Source organism: Providencia sp. PROV080, assembly GCF_033688105.1.
Taxonomy (GTDB): Bacteria; Pseudomonadota; Gammaproteobacteria; order Enterobacterales; family Enterobacteriaceae; genus Providencia; species Providencia zhejiangensis.
The window spans coordinates 3042533-3058871 of sequence record NZ_CP096346.1 but is presented as its reverse complement, the minus strand read 5'-3'; the positions used below and the strand labels follow the sequence as shown (position 1 = coordinate 3058871).

The 16339-nt window shown below is 41.2% G+C and carries 16 protein-coding genes; 9 read left to right on the top strand and 7 right to left on the bottom strand.

The window, feature by feature from the left end; all coding sequences use genetic code 11:
• Positions 1 to 25 precede the first annotated feature (25 nt).
• The 3 genes from rhlE to M1F03_RS13535 all read left to right on the top strand — a co-directional run bounded on the left by rhlE (position 26) and on the right by M1F03_RS13535 (position 2750).
• Positions 26 to 1363, top strand: a complete 1338-nt coding sequence (gene rhlE, locus M1F03_RS13545; RefSeq protein WP_163862722.1) for an ATP-dependent RNA helicase RhlE — start codon at positions 26 to 28, stop codon at positions 1361 to 1363.
• Positions 1363 to 2319, top strand: a complete 957-nt coding sequence (dusC, locus tag M1F03_RS13540; RefSeq protein WP_251464546.1) for a tRNA dihydrouridine(16) synthase DusC — start codon at positions 1363 to 1365, stop codon at positions 2317 to 2319. The genes rhlE and dusC overlap by 1 nt, the downstream gene beginning before the upstream one ends.
• A gap of 182 nt (positions 2320 to 2501) precedes the next feature.
• Entirely contained in the window at positions 2502 to 2750 is a 249-nt protein-coding gene (locus M1F03_RS13535; protein ID WP_154621979.1) for a GlsB/YeaQ/YmgE family stress response membrane protein, read from the top strand.
• 195 nt (positions 2751 to 2945) lie between these two features.
• On the opposite strand, the gene sseA is transcribed toward M1F03_RS13535, so the two are convergent.
• Positions 2946 to 3788 (bottom strand): 3-mercaptopyruvate sulfurtransferase, encoded by an 843-nt coding sequence (gene sseA, locus M1F03_RS13530; protein ID WP_154621976.1) that lies wholly within the window; start codon positions 3786 to 3788, stop codon positions 2946 to 2948.
• Between the two features lie 27 nt (positions 3789 to 3815).
• Positions 3816 to 3977 (bottom strand): hypothetical protein, encoded by a 162-nt coding sequence (locus tag M1F03_RS13525; RefSeq protein ID WP_167520925.1) that lies wholly within the window; start codon positions 3975 to 3977, stop codon positions 3816 to 3818.
• A 242-nt stretch (positions 3978 to 4219) separates the two neighbouring features.
• Here M1F03_RS13525 and dinG point away from each other — a divergent pair, with 242 nt between their 5' ends.
• Complete coding sequence (gene dinG, locus M1F03_RS13520; RefSeq protein WP_154621975.1) at positions 4220 to 6337, top strand: ATP-dependent DNA helicase DinG; 2118 nt, start codon at positions 4220 to 4222, stop codon at positions 6335 to 6337.
• A 102-nt stretch (positions 6338 to 6439) separates the two neighbouring features.
• Here dinG and dps read toward each other — a convergent pair whose 3' ends face one another.
• Together dps and rhtA are read right to left on the bottom strand one after the other, a co-directional pair.
• Positions 6440 to 6943, bottom strand: coding sequence for a DNA starvation/stationary phase protection protein Dps (gene dps / locus M1F03_RS13515; protein WP_154621974.1), 504 nt, complete (start codon positions 6941 to 6943; stop codon positions 6440 to 6442).
• Positions 6944 to 7233: 290 nt separating this feature from the next.
• A complete protein-coding gene (gene rhtA, locus M1F03_RS13510; protein ID WP_154622687.1) occupies positions 7234 to 8121 on the bottom strand; it encodes a threonine/homoserine exporter RhtA in 888 nt (295 codons plus the stop codon).
• Positions 8122 to 8463: 342 nt separating this feature from the next.
• Here rhtA and M1F03_RS13505 point away from each other — a divergent pair, with 342 nt between their 5' ends.
• From M1F03_RS13505 to M1F03_RS13495, 3 genes are all read left to right on the top strand, one after another.
• Entirely contained in the window at positions 8464 to 9039 is a 576-nt protein-coding gene (locus M1F03_RS13505; protein WP_154622688.1) for a TIGR00730 family Rossman fold protein, read from the top strand.
• A gap of 18 nt (positions 9040 to 9057) precedes the next feature.
• Positions 9058 to 9516, top strand: coding sequence for a GNAT family N-acetyltransferase (locus M1F03_RS13500; protein WP_154622689.1), 459 nt, complete (start codon positions 9058 to 9060; stop codon positions 9514 to 9516).
• Between the two features lie 353 nt (positions 9517 to 9869).
• Entirely contained in the window at positions 9870 to 11468 is a 1599-nt protein-coding gene (locus tag M1F03_RS13495; protein ID WP_163862717.1) for an ABC-F family ATPase, read from the top strand.
• Positions 11469 to 11542: 74 nt separating this feature from the next.
• On the opposite strand, the gene M1F03_RS13490 is transcribed toward M1F03_RS13495, so the two are convergent.
• The 3 genes from M1F03_RS13490 to moeA all read right to left on the bottom strand — a co-directional run bounded on the left by M1F03_RS13490 (position 11543) and on the right by moeA (position 14048).
• Complete coding sequence (locus M1F03_RS13490; protein ID WP_251464545.1) at positions 11543 to 11878, bottom strand: zinc ribbon domain-containing protein YjdM; 336 nt, start codon at positions 11876 to 11878, stop codon at positions 11543 to 11545.
• Between the two features lie 170 nt (positions 11879 to 12048).
• Positions 12049 to 12807: a molybdopterin-synthase adenylyltransferase MoeB gene (gene moeB / locus M1F03_RS13485; RefSeq protein ID WP_251464544.1), complete on the bottom strand. Its 759-nt coding sequence runs from the start codon at positions 12805 to 12807 to the stop codon at positions 12049 to 12051.
• Positions 12807 to 14048: a molybdopterin molybdotransferase MoeA gene (moeA, locus tag M1F03_RS13480; RefSeq protein WP_251464543.1), complete on the bottom strand. Its 1242-nt coding sequence runs from the start codon at positions 14046 to 14048 to the stop codon at positions 12807 to 12809. The genes moeB and moeA overlap by 1 nt, the downstream gene beginning before the upstream one ends.
• A 247-nt stretch (positions 14049 to 14295) precedes the next feature.
• On the opposite strand from moeA, the gene M1F03_RS13475 reads away from it, so the two are divergent.
• Together M1F03_RS13475 and folE are read left to right on the top strand one after the other, a co-directional pair.
• On the top strand, positions 14296 to 15465 hold the full coding sequence (locus tag M1F03_RS13475) for a YbfB/YjiJ family MFS transporter (RefSeq protein ID WP_163862709.1): 1170 nt from the start codon (positions 14296 to 14298) through the stop codon (positions 15463 to 15465).
• 213 nt (positions 15466 to 15678) lie between these two features.
• Positions 15679 to 16338 (top strand): GTP cyclohydrolase I FolE, encoded by a 660-nt coding sequence (gene folE, locus M1F03_RS13470; RefSeq protein WP_154622694.1) that lies wholly within the window; start codon positions 15679 to 15681, stop codon positions 16336 to 16338.
• Position 16339: the final 1 nt, after the last annotated feature.

The following is a 16339-nucleotide window of genomic DNA, read 5'->3' as shown; positions in this document are numbered from 1 at the left end:
GTGGTGAAGCCCGGAGTAATTTAAGTTGACTAGTTTTTCAGACCTCGCATTAAACGAGGAAATTCTGCTTGCCATCAATGAGTTAGGCTATGAATCACCGACGCCAATTCAGCAGCAAGCTATCCCGGCAGTTCTTGCTGGCCATGACTTATTAGCAAGCGCCCAGACAGGAACGGGAAAAACCGCGGGCTTTACGTTACCTATTTTGCAGAAATTGATCTCCACTCCCCGCACAGGGAAAGATCGTAAACCCATTCGAGCATTAATTTTGACGCCTACCCGTGAATTGGCTGCTCAAGTTGCTGAAAATGTTAAAGAATATAGCCGCCATTTGAAGGTTCGCTCCTTTGTGGTCTTTGGGGGGGTCAGCATTAACCCTCAAATGATGAAATTACGTGGTGGTGTTGAAATCTTGATTGCGACACCCGGACGTTTACTCGATTTAGAACATCAAAATGCGGTTAATTTATCCCAAGTTGAAATTTTTGTTCTTGATGAAGCTGACCGCATGTTGGATATGGGATTTATTCATGATATTCGCCGTGTTATCAATAAATTGCCTAAGAAACGCCAAAATTTGCTGTTTTCAGCGACGTTCTCTGATGAAATTAAACAGCTAGCGAATAAGCTATTAGATAACCCAATTACTATTGAAGTCGCTCCCCGTAATTCAGCCTCTGAACAAGTCACCCAATTTGTGCATCATGTTGATAAAAAACGTAAAGCGGAACTTTTATCCTACATGATCGGTCGTGATAATTGGCAACAGGTGCTCGTGTTTACGCGTACAAAACATGGCGCGAACCGACTTGCTGAGCATCTTAATAAAGATGGAATAAAAGCCGCTGCAATCCATGGAAACAAAAGCCAAGGTGCACGTACACGCGCCCTAGCAGACTTTAAATCAGGTGACATACGTGTCTTAGTGGCTACAGACATTGCTGCGCGTGGTTTGGATATCGAACAGCTTCCTTACGTCGTTAACTTCGAACTGCCTAATGTGGCGGAAGACTATGTTCACCGTATTGGTCGTACAGGACGAGCAGAAGCAACGGGAATGGCGGTATCACTAGTTTGTGTGGATGAAGTTAAGTTATTAAAAGATATAGAAAAATTATTGAAAAAATCCATCCCCGTTATGGCGATTGATGGTTATGAGCCCGACCCTTCAATTAAGCCTGAACCTATTCAGAAAGGCCCTCAGCGCAATAATGAGAGACGTAGCGGTAGCGGTAAGCGCCATACCACGTCTGCGAAGCCTCGCCGTGAACGCACCGAGAATACGAAAAGTAAGCCGGCAACTTCTGGTTCACCGTGGAAAAAATCACAAAAGAAAGTGCGTCAGGGGCATGGTGAAGGTTAATGCGTGTTGTTCTGGCTCCAATGGAAGGCGTTCTCGATTCTCTGGTACGTTCGCTACTCAGTGAGGTCAATGATTATGACCTCTGTATTACCGAGTTTGTGCGTGTTGTCGATACTCTACTTCCTGCGAAAACGTTTTATCGATTATGCCCAGAACTACGTCATGGGAGTCGTACACCGTCGGGAACATTAGTCCGCGTACAACTATTGGGCCAGCACCCGCAATGGCTCGCGGAAAACGCGGCTAGAGCGGTTTCTTTAGGTTCATGGGGGGTTGATCTTAATTGTGGATGTCCCTCTAAAACGGTCAATGGACATGGTGGCGGAGCGACATTACTGAAGCAGCCTGAATTGATCTACCGTGCAGCGAAAGCTATGCGTGAGGCTGTTCCAAAGGAGCTCCCTGTGTCTGTTAAAGTAAGATTAGGTTGGGATAGTAGCCAGCTTTGCTATGAAATTGCCGATGCAGTTGAACAGGCAGGCGCGACAGAGCTCACAGTACATGGGCGAACCAAAGAAGATGGCTATCGAGCCGAGAAAATTAATTGGCAAGCTATTGGTGATATTCGTCAGCGTTTATCGATCCCCGTTATTGCTAATGGTGAAATTTGGGATTATGAAAGCGCTCAACGCTGCCTTGAAATGACAGGCTGTGATGCCATTATGATTGGCCGAGGTGCCTTGAATACGCCGAATCTTAGCCATGTGGTGAAAGCGAACCAGCCTAAAATGCCTTGGGAACAAGTTGGGACGCTACTCTTAAAGTACACTGAGTTAGAGAAACAAGGAGATACAGGGCATTACCACGCTGCTCGTATCAAACAGTGGTTAGGTTATTTACGTAAAGAATATGAACAGGCCAACCTATTATTTTCACATATTAGAGCACTAAAAACTGCTAATCAGATCGCAGAAATAATCGAAAAAGAAGTTAAACAAACATTAAATAAAAGTTAAATTGTTTGAAATTTAATCATTCAATTGTATTTTATTTGCCAAAATAGCGTATTAGATCTTTACTTAAATTGGTTAATCATTTTTAAGTCATGTTAAATTGGGTTTAAATTGTTTGTCATAGAATGGCAAATTCACAGGATTAAACTCTATTTTACCGTGTTTAATTTGTATGGAGGTCTATGATGGGAGTTATTTCTTGGGTTATTTTTGGTCTTATTGCAGGTATTTTGGCGAAGTGGATCATGCCAGGAACCTACCAAATCGGTTTTGTCATGACGACCGTACTCGGAATTGTTGGGGCCGTCGTTGGTGGATATATCAGTACTTTCTTTGGCAAAGGTAAGGTAGATGGTTTCAACTTTGGCAGCTTTGTGGTTGCCGTGATCGGTGCGATAGTCGTGCTATTTTTAGCTGGAATATTTGCTAAATAACCTGATACCCAATCAGAATGAACCTTAAAATAAACCACCGTTAATAAGGTGGTTTATTTTTTATGGAAATCGTCATGCTGATACTGTAGATATCTTGGCTCACTCAATTATGGCTGATGAGTTCCCAAGATTTCAGCTAACACTCCCTTATGTGAGTTAAGTCGCTTTATGTGCAAGGGAGTGATAGCACGGTGACTAAGGTTCTATCGGTAGGCCGTTATCTTGCCCCCATTCAGCCCATGAGCCATCGTACAGGCTAACATTGGTATTACCTAATAGTGTTAATGCCATTAAGACGACAGCGGCGGTCATACCTGAGCCACAAGTTGTGACAGAAGGGGCATGAATATCAATGCCTTGTTTAGCAAACAGCGCTTTCAGTTCTGTTTCTGATTTAAACTCACCCTTGTCGACTAACAGATCCCAAGGCATATTTTTACTACCAGGGATATGCCCCATGCGTAGACCCGGACGAGGTTCAGGGGCTTGCGCTAAAAAGCGTGCGGCGGCACGGGCATCAATAATCTGTACTTGCTTTTGCTCTTCTACTAGTTCAAGGACTTGAGCTTGATTTAAAACATTTTCACGCTGGCATTTGGCCGTGTAGGTTTGCGGTGTCGGAGGGATAACTTCTCCTGTCTGAGTTTCAAAACCTGCCGCTTTCCATGCATCAATGCCACCAGCTAGAATTTTGACATTTTTGTGGCCCATCGTTGTAAATGTCCACCACGCGCGAGGCGCAGAGAATAAATTATTCTGAGCGTAAATGATTACTTGAGTATCATTATTTATTCCCATTTTACCGACGGCCTGACTAAATGTAGTTTCATCTGGCAGCATATGTGGCAAGGCAATACGCGTATCTGCCACTTCATCTTGATTAAAGAATTGGGCATGAGGAATGTGTTCTTCTAACCAACGCTGCCGACAATCATAAGGCGCGGTTGGAGGGGGAGATGAAGCATCTAGTACGATAAGGTTAGTATCTGACAGGTGGTCATGTAACCAGTGAGGTGTGACAAAATAAGCGTCATACATAAATTATCTTCATCCTGAATGTAAATATTATTGAGCCTGATTAACCGCAGGAATAATAGAAGGTTGCTGTGGTTGACTGTGTTCAATAGGTGTCGTTGAACGTGTATAAATATTCATGCCCGCTAAAACAATCCCACCAACGGAACCGAATGCACATAGCGCGAAGAGAGCGATAACAACCTTTTTCATTTTTTATAGCCTGAGTTGAAGAAGTAGACCCAAAGTATAACTCGATGAGTGTTGCAGACAAGTTAAATACTCTTTTTTGTGCGGATGAATGGGGAATTTGCCAACCTGTTCCCAATTTTGTGGCATAATGGTTTTTTAAACAGTAGTTTTTGCAAAGCACATCGTAAATACTTTCTGATAACGTCTGGTTTATTAACCACATTGGTTATTCTACACCTTCTAATGTAAACAGCAGTGAGCCTATGTCTCTGTCAAATAAAATTAAAGAACATATAACCCAATGGTATAAAGGGTTATCACACCATATTGACGGGTTCGTTTCCCGCGCACCACAGCGCCAAATGATTGCTGAAGTTGCAAAAAATTTGTCTGATGAAGAAGGGCGACATTTGGTGATTGAGGCACCAACAGGAGTAGGCAAAACACTCTCTTATTTAATACCCGGTATTGCTGTTGGGCGTGAAGAAGGCAAAATATTAGTCGTCAGCACGGCGAATGTCGCGTTACAGGATCAAATTTTCAGTAAAGACTTACCATTACTCAGTAAAATAATTCCCGACCTTAAGTATACAGGCGCTTTTGGTCGAGCACGTTATGTATGTCCTCGCAATTTAGAGGCAATTTGTGCAGCTGAAGGCGAACAAATTGACTTAATGTTGTTAGTCGAAGATAAGGCTGAAATAGCCAATAGTGAAGAAAGAGCGATTTGTCAGCAGCTACGTAATGACTTTCATAGCTTTGCATGGGATGGGTTGAGGGATCACCATAAACGAGCATTTAGTGATAGCTTATGGCGAAAGGTGAGTACTGATAAAATGAATTGCTTAGGTCGCAATTGCCAATTTTATCAGCGCTGTCCATTTTTTATTGCCCGCCGAGAAATTGAAGATGCGGATGTCGTGGTGGCAAACCATGCCTTAGTGATGGCAGCGATGGAAAGTGAATCCGTATTGCCTGAACCTAAAAAGCTGCTTTTGGTACTCGATGAAGGTCATCATGTGCCTGATGTTGCGAGAGATGCATTAGAAGTAGAAGGTGAAATCACCCTTGTTCAATTAACTGCGCAAGTGGATAACTTTATTCATAATGTAGGGCAGTATGTTGCTCAGTTTAGCCCGGCTAAACCACCGAAGTTAGCGAATCCCGAACGATTGCATCAACATGCAGAAAAATTAAGGGCGGCATTTCGTGATTTTTCACTATTAACAAATGCTTTATTGCCAGAAACCTCGAAGGACAGTGAATATTTATTTCCGTTGGGACAGTTACCTGAGGCAATGCAATTATGCTGTCAGGATTTATTCAAATTAACAGATGCTCTTAAAGGCTTATCTGAAGCGATTTTAAATGATTTAACCGAACAGACCGCGAAACAAGATATTGTTCGCCTACATCGCGCTATTTTATCAACTAGCAGAGCGTTAGGTTATTTTGAAAATATGGCAAAGTTGTGGCGTTTAGCGACTCTTGAGCAAACATCAGGCGCTCCGGTATCTAAATGGCTTAGTCGTCGTTATGAGAAAAATCAGTCTCGCTTATTTATGCACTGTGCTGGTATTCGAGTGAGTGAACAACTTCAGCAACTGTTATGGCGCAATGTGCCACATATTGTGGTGACCTCTGCAACGTTACGTTCACTCAACAGTTACGCGCGTTTTCAAGAGTTGAGTGGGTTATCAGAAAAAAGTGATGATCGTTTTGTCACTTTATCGTCTCCCTTTAATCATGTTGAACAGGGAAAATTAGTTATTCCTCAAATGAAATATGAGCCAACTATCGCGACCGAAGAGCAACATTTAGCGGAGATGGCAACCTATTTTCGCCATGAATTAGAGAAAGGAACGCATCGAGGGATGTTGGTGCTATTTAGTAGCCAACGCGCTATGGACGGTTTTTTAGAGCATGTGAAAGATTTGCGTTTACAATTATTAGTACAGGGGGATCAACCTCGTTACCGATTAGTGGAAACGCACTGTGAACGCATCGATAAAGGTTTAGTTAGCGTATTAATTGGCTTGCAATCATTCGCTGAGGGGCTTGATTTAAAAGGCGAATATTTAACTCAGGTGCATATTCATAAAATTGCATTTCCACCTGTAACGAACCCAGTCATTATCACAGAGGGGGAGTGGCTAAAATCGCTTAAGCGCTATCCTTTTGAAGTTCAAAGTTTACCGAGTGCTTCTTTTAATCTAATTCAGCAAGCTGGCCGCTTGATCCGTAGTCATGAATGCTACGGTGAAATTATTATTTATGATAAACGGTTAATCACCAAAAATTATGGCAAGCGGTTATTGAATGCACTACCCGTTTTTCCTATTGAACAGCCTCAAATGCCAATAAATAAACAGGTCACATGAAGTGAACTAAAAATTGAAGGGGTTTAATAACCAATAGGGATGAAAAAGGCCACACCATGGTGTGGCCAAGGGGGCAGTCAAGGTTGACTATTGTTATCGACATTACTCAATATTGGCTTCTAAGAACCATAGGAATTTATCAAGGTCACGTGATGCCGCTGTAAACATATCCGCAGTGTCTTCATCTTCGACTTCATCAATAGCCTTACGGATATCATTAGCAACAACAGCATAGCGATCGGCTAGTGCTTTGAGGTGATCCTGCACATCATGGATATCAATTGGATATGCCTCTAACGAAGTAAACTTATTCACTTGCTGAGTGGTCCCAATAGCGACTCCGCCAAGTTGAACTGCACGTTCTGCAAATTCATCAAGGTGCTCAACTAAAGAGGCACGGAAACCATCAAGCATTTCATGTACAGCAATGAAATTACGACCACGCATATTCCAGTGTGCTTGTTTTGTCATTAAAGATAGATCGGTGAAATGAACCACCATGACATTCAACATATCAATAGTTTCTAATTTGACACTATCTTCAACATCATTGCGGGTATATAAAAGGTTTGCTTGAGGTGCTTTAACTAATTTAGCTGTACTCATAATTTTCCCCTTATAAGTCTTTAATTTATCAGTATCCTGTTTCTGTTAAATAATATAAAACAACAGAGTCAGTTTGTCATAATGCTATATTCTATTACTTTGATAGGTAAAATTGATAACGAATTACAAGTAAATTAATTATTACTAAATAATAATATAGGATTAATAAGGTAATATTTCAATGACGTTAAAGAAAATTTACAATAAATAAGGTTAATAAAGAAAGTTATTTTAACTTTATTAACCTTGAATAAGATAAAAATAATAAAAGAAATTCAAACGTTATATATTTAAGTGACTTCTTCTATTTTAGTTTTTGGACGCGCAGTAGATGTTGAACCAATAGATGCACATACTATACATAATAGCGCTAACCATTGGGTTGCAGTTAAATGCTCCTGAAGAAAGATAATGCCTAGGAATGCGCCCATACAGGGTTCTAAGCTCATCAGGGTACCAAAGGTTCTTGCTGGAAGCCGCGTTAGGGCGATCATTTCAAGAGTATAAGGAAATGCAGTTGATAAAACAGCAACCGCTAATGCCAATGGTAAAATAGCGGGATCAAACATGGCTTCAACACCAGTTTGCATTAATCCAATCGGGAAAAAAATCAACGCGGAAATAAATGAACCAATAGCGACAGTTGCAGCACCATAACCCGCGCCGGCACGTTGACCAAAAATAATATAAATGCCCCAACACACGCCAGCACCGAGCGCATATAAAGCACCAATCGGATCAAGGGCATTAATATTATCACCAATAGGTAATAAAAATAGCAAGCCAACGATAACCAATGCTATCCAAAGGAAATCAATAGGGCGGCGAGATGAAAACATAGCAACGGCAAGTGGGCCAGTAAATTCGAGTGCAACCGCGATCCCTAATGGAATTCGTTCTAAAGAGAGATAGAACAAATAGTTCATGGTTCCCAAAGAAAGGCCATATGTGAGCAGAGGAACAAGGGAGTTGCGTCTAAATTTCAATCGCCAAGGCTTAAAAATAACAAATAAAATAACGGTCGCAAGCAATAGGCGTAGCCCAGTTACCCCCGGAGCACCGATAACAGGAAATAATGTTTTAGCTAGAGATGCACCGCTCTGAATTGAGGTCATTGCAAGCAACAACAACCCTACAGGTAACAGAGGAAAAGCGCTCTTTTTAGTATCGGCAGACATGAATAATTAAACCTCAGAAATACGTTATCAAGCCTATAAAATGCTTGGCTATTCTTAAATATGAATAATTTTGCGACAAAAGGAAAAACACATAGCTTAGCAATAAGATGGACGTAATTATGGCATAAATTCAACATAGATAATATGTGTTTATAAAATATAAAGCACAATAATACATGACATTTAATGTTTATCTTGTTAACCCGATACCGACTAAAGTATAGACTAAATTTGGGCAATAATTTATATGCGACTTTATGGCTTTATACAATGTGTATTGAGGTTATCTTTATGTGACGTATAATTATTTTTCAATAAAAACACAATAATAATGAGGACAAAATGAAAAAAATTAACAGTATCGCGGTATATTGTGGGTCAAGCATGGGGGCGAATGAGGTTTATCGGCAGCAGGCTATTCAATTTGCTGAAGAAATGGTCAAACGTAATATTACTTTAGTCTATGGTGGTGCTAGCGTAGGCATTATGGGAACAGTGGCTGACACCATTTTATCTTTAGGCGGAAAAGCCATTGGCGTTATTCCTTCATTACTTGAAGAACGTGAAATTTCACATAAAAACCTCACTGAATTATATAAAGTTGAAACAATGCACCAGCGTAAAAATAAAATGATAGAGCTAGCTGATGGTTTCGTTGCTTTACCCGGAGGATATGGCACGCTTGAGGAATTTAGTGAGGTATTTACTTGGAGCCAAATTGGTTTACATACCAAACCTTGCGGCCTGTTCAATATTAATAACTATTGGCAACCATTAATCGATATGACCAATAAAATGGCAGATGAGGCTTTTTTGCAGGAAAAATATCGTCACATGGCGATTGTTGAAACTTCTCCAGCGGCATTATTCGATCGCTTTGAGAGCTATATCGCGCCATCAATAAAAACATATAGCTAACTTATTAAGAGGGGATTTATGATCCGATGTGCGGTTAAACAAGACCTTGAAGCAGTGCTTTCCCTATACGAGCTATTATTTTCAGAGATGGCGAATTTAGACAGTGAAAGAATGCAACCAGCAAAACAGGCTAGAGAGTTTGTCGAACATGCCATTAGTGATGAAAAATTTCAGTTGCTAGTGGCAGAGCATGATGGAAAAGTTAAAGGTTTTTGCCTCGCTCAACAACAATCAGCATCTCCCTATAACTGTATGGTTCCTAGAGATTTTTGTTATATCTTTGACCTTGTCGTTGCTCCAGAATTAAGAAGTCAAAAAATGGGGCATCAATTTCTTGAGCATATGAAAATATGGGCGAAAGAACGCAATTTAAGTCATTTAGAACTTTCTGTATTATCACAAAATCATCAAGCTATTAAGTTTTATGAGAGAGAAGGGTTAACAGAAATCACTCGTACCATGGGAATTAAGCTATAAAAGCCCATTGATGGCCTAATAATAAATATGGGGCCATCACGATATTATCAATATATTCTATTTTTTATTGCGATTATATTCCGTTGTCTTAACGAAGAATATTTTTATTTAGAACTTAAAGTTCATTATACAACTTTTTAATACCATTCATTATATCGTCATAATAGCAATAATTAGTATTGATGTATAAGTCCATAACCGATTCATGTTTATCTCATTTGATTATAGACAGAGCAGGTGGATGACTATTGATCTCGGTGGCGCAATCAGTACAAGATCTAAGCGAACGAATGTGGCATAATGCGCCGCTATTTGGTTGGGTATCCTCGACATCATAAATTAAAGGCATAGAAGTGTTACAGACAAGCAATATCACTATGCAGTTCGGCAGTAAGCCGCTGTTTGAAAATATTTCCGTTAAATTCGGAACAGGAAATCGTTATGGTTTAATCGGCGCAAATGGCGCCGGTAAATCGACATTTATGAAGATATTAGGGGGCGATCTTATACCAACTGCGGGAAATGTAAGTACCACAGACCCTAATGAGCGCATTGGTAAGCTTCGCCAAGATCAATTTGCCTTTGAAGAATACACGGTACTGGATACTGTGATTATGGGGCACGTTGAGCTATGGAATGTAAAACAAGAACGCGACCGTATTTATGCCCTCCCAGAAATGAGTGAAGAGGATGGCTATCGCGTTGCAGACCTTGAAGTCGCTTACGGTGAAATGGATGGCTACAGTGCGGAAGCTCGTGCGGGTGAGCTGCTACTTGGTGTTGGTATTCCTGTCGAGCAGCATTACGGCCCAATGAGTGAAGTTGCTCCTGGTTGGAAATTGCGGGTACTTTTGGCTCAAGCACTGTTCTCTGATCCCGATATTTTGTTACTCGATGAACCAACCAACAACCTTGATATCGATACTATTCGTTGGTTAGAGCAAGTATTGAACGACCGTAACTGTACGATGGTGATTATTTCCCATGATAGGCACTTCCTGAATACAGTTTGCACCCATATGGCCGACTTAGATTATGGTGAGCTGCGTTTGTTCACGGGTAACTATGATGAGTATATGATTGCCGCAACACAAGCAAGAGAGCGCTTACTTGCCGATAATGCGAAGAAAAAAGCGCAAATTGCCGAATTGCAATCATTTGTGAGTCGCTTCAGCGCTAATGCCTCTAAATCAAAACAAGCAACTTCTCGTGCACGCCAAATTGATAAAATTCAATTGGAAGAAGTTAAAGCCTCTAGTCGCCAAAACCCATTCATACGTTTTGAACAAGAGAAAAAATTGTTCCGAAATGCATTGGAACTTGAAGCTGTGACCAACGGTTATGAGCAATCCTCTCTATTCAAAAATGTGAGCTTATTGCTAGAAGTTGGTGAAAAAATGGCGGTTATCGGTGCGAACGGTATTGGTAAAACGACATTTTTGAAAACACTGGTAGGTGAGTTACCACCTAAAAGTGGTACAGTAAAATGGTCTGAAAATAGCTCTATCGGCTATTATGCTCAGGATCATGCCGAGGATTTTAATACTGATTTAACCGTTTTTGATTGGATGAGCCAATGGAAAAACGAAGGGGATGATGAACAAGCCGTCCGCAGTATTTTAGGTCGTTTACTGTTCTCTCAAGATGATATTAAGAAAAAGGTTTCTGTTTTATCGGGTGGTGAACAAGGCCGTATGTTATTTGGTAAGCTCATGATGCAACAACCAAATATCTTAATTATGGATGAGCCAACCAACCACTTAGATATGGAATCGATCGAATCCTTAAACCTTGCGTTAGAACTCTATAAAGGAACATTGATTTTTGTTTCTCACGACCGTGAGTTTGTCAGTTCATTAGCAAGTCGTATCTTAGAAATTAAGGAAGATAAAGTGATTGATTTCAAAGGCACTTATGATGAATATTTGAAGAGCCAAGGGGTTGTTGAATAAACTGACTATAGTTTATAAATGATTGAAAAAAGACCTAGCCTAGCTAGGTCTTAGTTTTTAACAAAATAAGTTCATTAGTTCTTTTTCACAAATTCAGATTTTAGCTTCATTTGGCCGAATCCATCAATTTTACAATCAATATTGTGGTCGCCTTCGACTAAGCGGATACCTTTTACACGAGTACCAATTTTTAGCATTGATGAGCTGCCTTTCACTTTTAGATCTTTAATGACAGTGACAGTATCGCCATCTGCTAATAGATTTCCGTTCGCATCTTTAACGACCAACTCATCGTTTTCTTCAACAGGCTCGGCATCATTCCATTCATGCGCACACTCAGGGCAGATATACATATCGTTATCAGTATAGGTGTATTCAGACTGACATTTCGGGCAAGGAGGGAATTGCATATTAAATACTCTCAGTAACTTATTTAGTAATGTAAAGTGATGACTGATTATCCATGCCAGCCAACACGAAAGGGGATAGTATAAGGTTAAAGCAAAAATAATTTATTTTTTAGGATTATTCTTAATTTGGGCGGCATTTGAATAACCGCCACATATCATCGACAAAAATGTTATTGCTGAGAGCACACTTCACAATGGGCGTCTTTGGTGAGTTTAAATTGGCGGAACTCCATCGTCATCGCATCAAAGAATAACACCTTACCCGTATTCACTTTCCCATATTGCGTGAGCAGTTTGATGGTTTCCATCGCTTCCAGTGTACCAATCGTTCCGACTAATGGAGCCATTACACCTGCCTCTACACAGGTTAGACTATTTTCACCAAATAAGCGGCTCAAGCAGTGGTAACAAGGGGTGTCATCTTCATAGGTAAAAACTGACAATTGTCCTTCCATGCGAATAGCGGCACCTGACACCAGCGGTTTTTTTTGTTGGAAACATAGACGATTTAATTGTTCACGAATAGCGACATTATCGGTGCAATCAAGTATTACATGATGTGTTGTGATTAATTCATTTAGTTGCACATCATCCAACTGTGCATTGATCGTATCAATACAAATATGTGGATTGATCGCTGTTAATTGAGCTTTAGCGGAATCCACTTTAGGTTGGCCAATCGTCGCATCACGGTGCAAGGTTTGCCGCTGTAAATTAGACAGTGAAACGGTATCGAAATCGACTAAGGTGAGTTGACCGACACCCGCAGCCGCTAAGTATTGTGTGGCTGCGCAACCTAAACCACCGAGACCAATGACCAGCACTTTGCTGGCCTTGAGTTTCTCCTGACCGTCAAAATCAAATCCACGCAAAATGATTTGACGGTTATAGCGTAACATTTCTTGATCGGTAAGCTCTTGCACTGTCATTATTCACTTTTGAGTAGGTCATTGAACATTTCGACATCAACGATTTCGCCTGCGGCGACATGTCCTCGTTCTCTTTCTAAGACGATAAAGCAGTTGGCTAAACTAAAGGAACTAAACACATGAGAGCCTTGATGCCCTGTTGTTGCAACTTGCAGCAGCCCATGTTCATTGACGCTTAGGATCCCACGTTGAAAATCCAGACGGCCGGGGCTTTTTTTCAATGGCGTAGTCACAGGAACTTTAAATTTCATTGGCGCTTGCCACTGGCTATTTCCAGAAAGGCGAGCAATTAACGGCTGTACGAGTTGATAAAAGGTAAGTGCCGCGGAGACAGGGTTACCTGGTAATCCACAAAACCACGCTGAATGGAGTTTACCAAAAGCAAATGGCTTGCCGGGTTTTATGGCAAGTTTCCAGAAGCCGATTTCTCCTAGCTCCTCTAAAATGTGTTTCGTGTAATCAGCTTCCCCCACGGAGACACCGCCACTACTAATCACTAAGTCAGCTTGGCTATCGGCATCAATAAAGGTTTGTTTAAGTTTTTCAGGGGAATCAGGAATAACACCTAAGTCGATAATTTCACAATTGAGTTTTTCGAGCATCAAGCGGACAGTAAAGCGGTTAGTGTCGTAGATTTGCCCCTCTTGCAACGGTTGACCAACTGCTTGCAGCTCATTTCCTGTAGAAAATAGTGCAACTTTTAGACGGCGATGTACATTGACCGTTGCAATGCCCAAAGACGCGATAAGGGGTAATTGGGCTGTGGATAGCAGCGTGCCGCGAGGGAGTACGCAACTTCCTTTGGCGATATCTTCGCCTGCTCGGCGGATATTGCTACCTTGTTTGACAGTACCTGTAAATAAGATCCCTTGAGCTGTCTCTTCCGTCTCTTCTTGCATGACGACAGTATCGACACCTTGTGGAATGGGTGCGCCAGTCATAATGCGAACACAGCTACCGTGGGGAAGCTCCCCTTGCATTGGTTGGCCTGCGAATGATTTTCCTGCTACAGGCATAGGGGTTTTACCATCCCACTCTGCGAAACGAAGACCGTAGCCATCCATTGCAGAATTATCAAATGGGGGAACATTCATTGGTGAGATGATGTCAGCTGCGGTGATGCGCTGGGCCGATTCTGTGAGCGGAATGGATTCTGAGCTAGTCACAGCTTGTGTTTGAGAAAGAATTTTTTCTAGTGCTTGCTCAAGAGAGATCAATCCCGCGGTATGACACATGTCCATTATTACCCCTATATTTCTGCTTTGCCATTGAGGCTTAAAATACTGTCGTACTGCTTATTATGGCAGAGATATTGCGATGGGTGAATGAATAGAAATTGATTCAGAATAGCTTTTGATTGGATTTCGTAGAAAAAACCACACAGAAAACAATCTGCTATTAGGCATAAACAAAATTGTTTTTTTGTGAATGCTATGTTAAACCAGTAATCAAATTAATTATTGCATTTGAGATGAAACAAAGGATTTTATGGCTGTAGCGCAGAAACATCCCCATTCAAGCCGTAGCGCTAGTGCTTTTCATATTGCTTTTAGCGGATTTCTTTCATTAATTGTCGTGATGGGAATAGGGCGTTTTACGCTCACGCCTCAAGTTCCGTTAATGATTGAAGAGCATCAGCTAACCCTCTCTACCGCCAGTGTCGTTGCTGCATTTAATTATCTAGGATATTTATTGGGTTCATTTGATGCGATGCGAGCTCGTCAGCATATTGAAGTCCGTATGTGGTTGGGGATATGGGGAGCAGTTGCGATCACATTAATATCATCACTTCTTGGTGATGTCATACTTCATAGTCTCGCGCGTTTTGTTATTGGCTGGGCGAGTGGCATGTCATTAGTGTTGGTCGTTGCTTGGGCAAATGAAAATTTAGCGAGGTTAAATCGCCCGGCGTTAAGTGTCGCGGTGTTTGCGGGGACAGGAGCAGGCATATTTATTAGCGGTATGTTCGCCGTTGCGATTCAAGATTGGCAATTATCTGCCAGCCAAGGTTGGTTGATTTATGGTGTGTTGGCCCTTATTTTTAGCTTGTATATCAGTCGTTATATTCCTCGAACGGGTCAATGGCATCGTCCAGCAGGAGACGTGAAAAAGCTGCATCTTACGCCGGAAATTAAGCGCTTGGTATGGAGTTATGGATTAGCTGGATTTGGCTATATATTACCTGCGACCTTTTTGTCGCAAATGGCTTCCCAGCGCTTTCCTGATAGCCTATTTGCCCAGTTTGTTTGGCCCGTTTTTGGTGCGTCAGCTGTACTTGGTATTCTTATCGCCATGCTATTAAGGACGGTATCTACAACACAAAATCGTTTAGCCATCACGTTATGGTTACAAGGGGTTGGCATTCTCATTGCGGAAGTGATTTCAGGTATTTCGGGATTAGTGATGGCCGCGATATTGATTGGTGGTGGCTTTATGTGTGCTGTACAGCTATCAATGCAATTAGGTCGTGAATTAGCCCCCGAACATAATCGCTTTATGGCTGGATTACTCACTACTTTTTATGCCATAGGTCAATTAGTGGGCCCAACACTGTCCTTCATTTCTACTTTGCTAACAGGAAAACTGGAACCTGCACTGTATACCGCATTTATGGCTTTGTGTATTGCCGGTGGGTTAGTCTATCGCCGTTCTAGATAAAGACTATAGCGGTAAATATGTTATTTATTAGAGAAATAATAATATAGCCGTTAAAGAATTCGACGGTGTATCATGATGAAATAAATATTGGTTCATGCAAATATTTCATATGAACCATGGCGGTAATGCTGGATTATCGATACATGCTGTTTTAGAGTACGGCGCACACCTGCGTTTTTATAAAAAATCGTTATATCGTTTGTGGAGAATCTAATGTCATCTCTGAGTAAAGAAGCCGAATTGGTTCATGCTGCTCTGGCAGCGAGAGGGCTTGAAACGCCGTTACGCATCCAACCTAAATCTGGGCAAGAGCGTAAGCAGCTAATTGAAGGGCATATGGCAGAGATCATGAAGTTACTGAATTTAGACCTAACCGATGACAGCTTAGCAGATACCCCAAAACGTATTGCTAAAATGTATGTTGATGAGATTTTTTCAGGTCTAGATTACGCGAACTTCCCAAAAATCACCGTCATTGAAAATAAAATGAATGTCGACGAAATGGTGACTGTACGTGATATTACATTAACGAGTACATGTGAGCATCACTTTGTCACTATTGATGGAAAAGCGACGGTTGCTTATATTCCAAAAGATAAAGTGATAGGTCTTTCGAAGATCAATAGAATTGTTCAGTTCTTTTCTCAACGTCCTCAAGTTCAAGAACGTTTGACTCAGCAAATTTTAGTTGCGCTACAGACATTACTTGGAACAAATAATGTTGCGGTATCAATTGATGCGGTACACTACTGTGTCAAAGCTCGCGGTATTCGTGATGCAACCAGCGCAACGACGACGACTTCTTTAGGTGGGCTATTTAAATCAAGTCAAAATACGCGCCAAGAGTTTTTGCGCGCAGTACGCCATCAGTAAT

What these genes read in the sequence shown, in the direction of transcription:
- dusC (WP_251464546.1), top strand. Translation starts at nt 1,363, where the DNA reads ATGCGTGTTGTTCTGGCTCCAATGGAAGGCGTTCTCGATTCTCTGGTA.
- M1F03_RS13535 (WP_154621979.1), top strand. Translation starts at nt 2,502, where the DNA reads ATGGGAGTTATTTCTTGGGTTATTTTTGGTCTTATTGCAGGTATTTTG.
- sseA (WP_154621976.1), bottom strand. Translation starts at nt 3,788, where the DNA reads ATGTATGACGCTTATTTTGTCACACCTCACTGGTTACATGACCACCTG.
- M1F03_RS13525 (WP_167520925.1), bottom strand. Translation starts at nt 3,977, where the DNA reads ATGAAAAAGGTTGTTATCGCTCTCTTCGCGCTATGTGCATTCGGTTCC.
- dinG (WP_154621975.1), top strand. Translation starts at nt 4,220, where the DNA reads ATGTCTCTGTCAAATAAAATTAAAGAACATATAACCCAATGGTATAAA.
- dps (WP_154621974.1), bottom strand. Translation starts at nt 6,943, where the DNA reads ATGAGTACAGCTAAATTAGTTAAAGCACCTCAAGCAAACCTTTTATAT.
- rhtA (WP_154622687.1), bottom strand. Translation starts at nt 8,121, where the DNA reads ATGTCTGCCGATACTAAAAAGAGCGCTTTTCCTCTGTTACCTGTAGGG.
- M1F03_RS13505 (WP_154622688.1), top strand. Translation starts at nt 8,464, where the DNA reads ATGAAAAAAATTAACAGTATCGCGGTATATTGTGGGTCAAGCATGGGG.
- M1F03_RS13500 (WP_154622689.1), top strand. Translation starts at nt 9,058, where the DNA reads ATGATCCGATGTGCGGTTAAACAAGACCTTGAAGCAGTGCTTTCCCTA.
- M1F03_RS13490 (WP_251464545.1), bottom strand. Translation starts at nt 11,878, where the DNA reads ATGCAATTCCCTCCTTGCCCGAAATGTCAGTCTGAATACACCTATACT.
- moeB (WP_251464544.1), bottom strand. Translation starts at nt 12,807, where the DNA reads ATGACAGTGCAAGAGCTTACCGATCAAGAAATGTTACGCTATAACCGT.
- moeA (WP_251464543.1), bottom strand. Translation starts at nt 14,048, where the DNA reads ATGGACATGTGTCATACCGCGGGATTGATCTCTCTTGAGCAAGCACTA.
- M1F03_RS13475 (WP_163862709.1), top strand. Translation starts at nt 14,296, where the DNA reads ATGGCTGTAGCGCAGAAACATCCCCATTCAAGCCGTAGCGCTAGTGCT.
- folE (WP_154622694.1), top strand. Translation starts at nt 15,679, where the DNA reads ATGTCATCTCTGAGTAAAGAAGCCGAATTGGTTCATGCTGCTCTGGCA.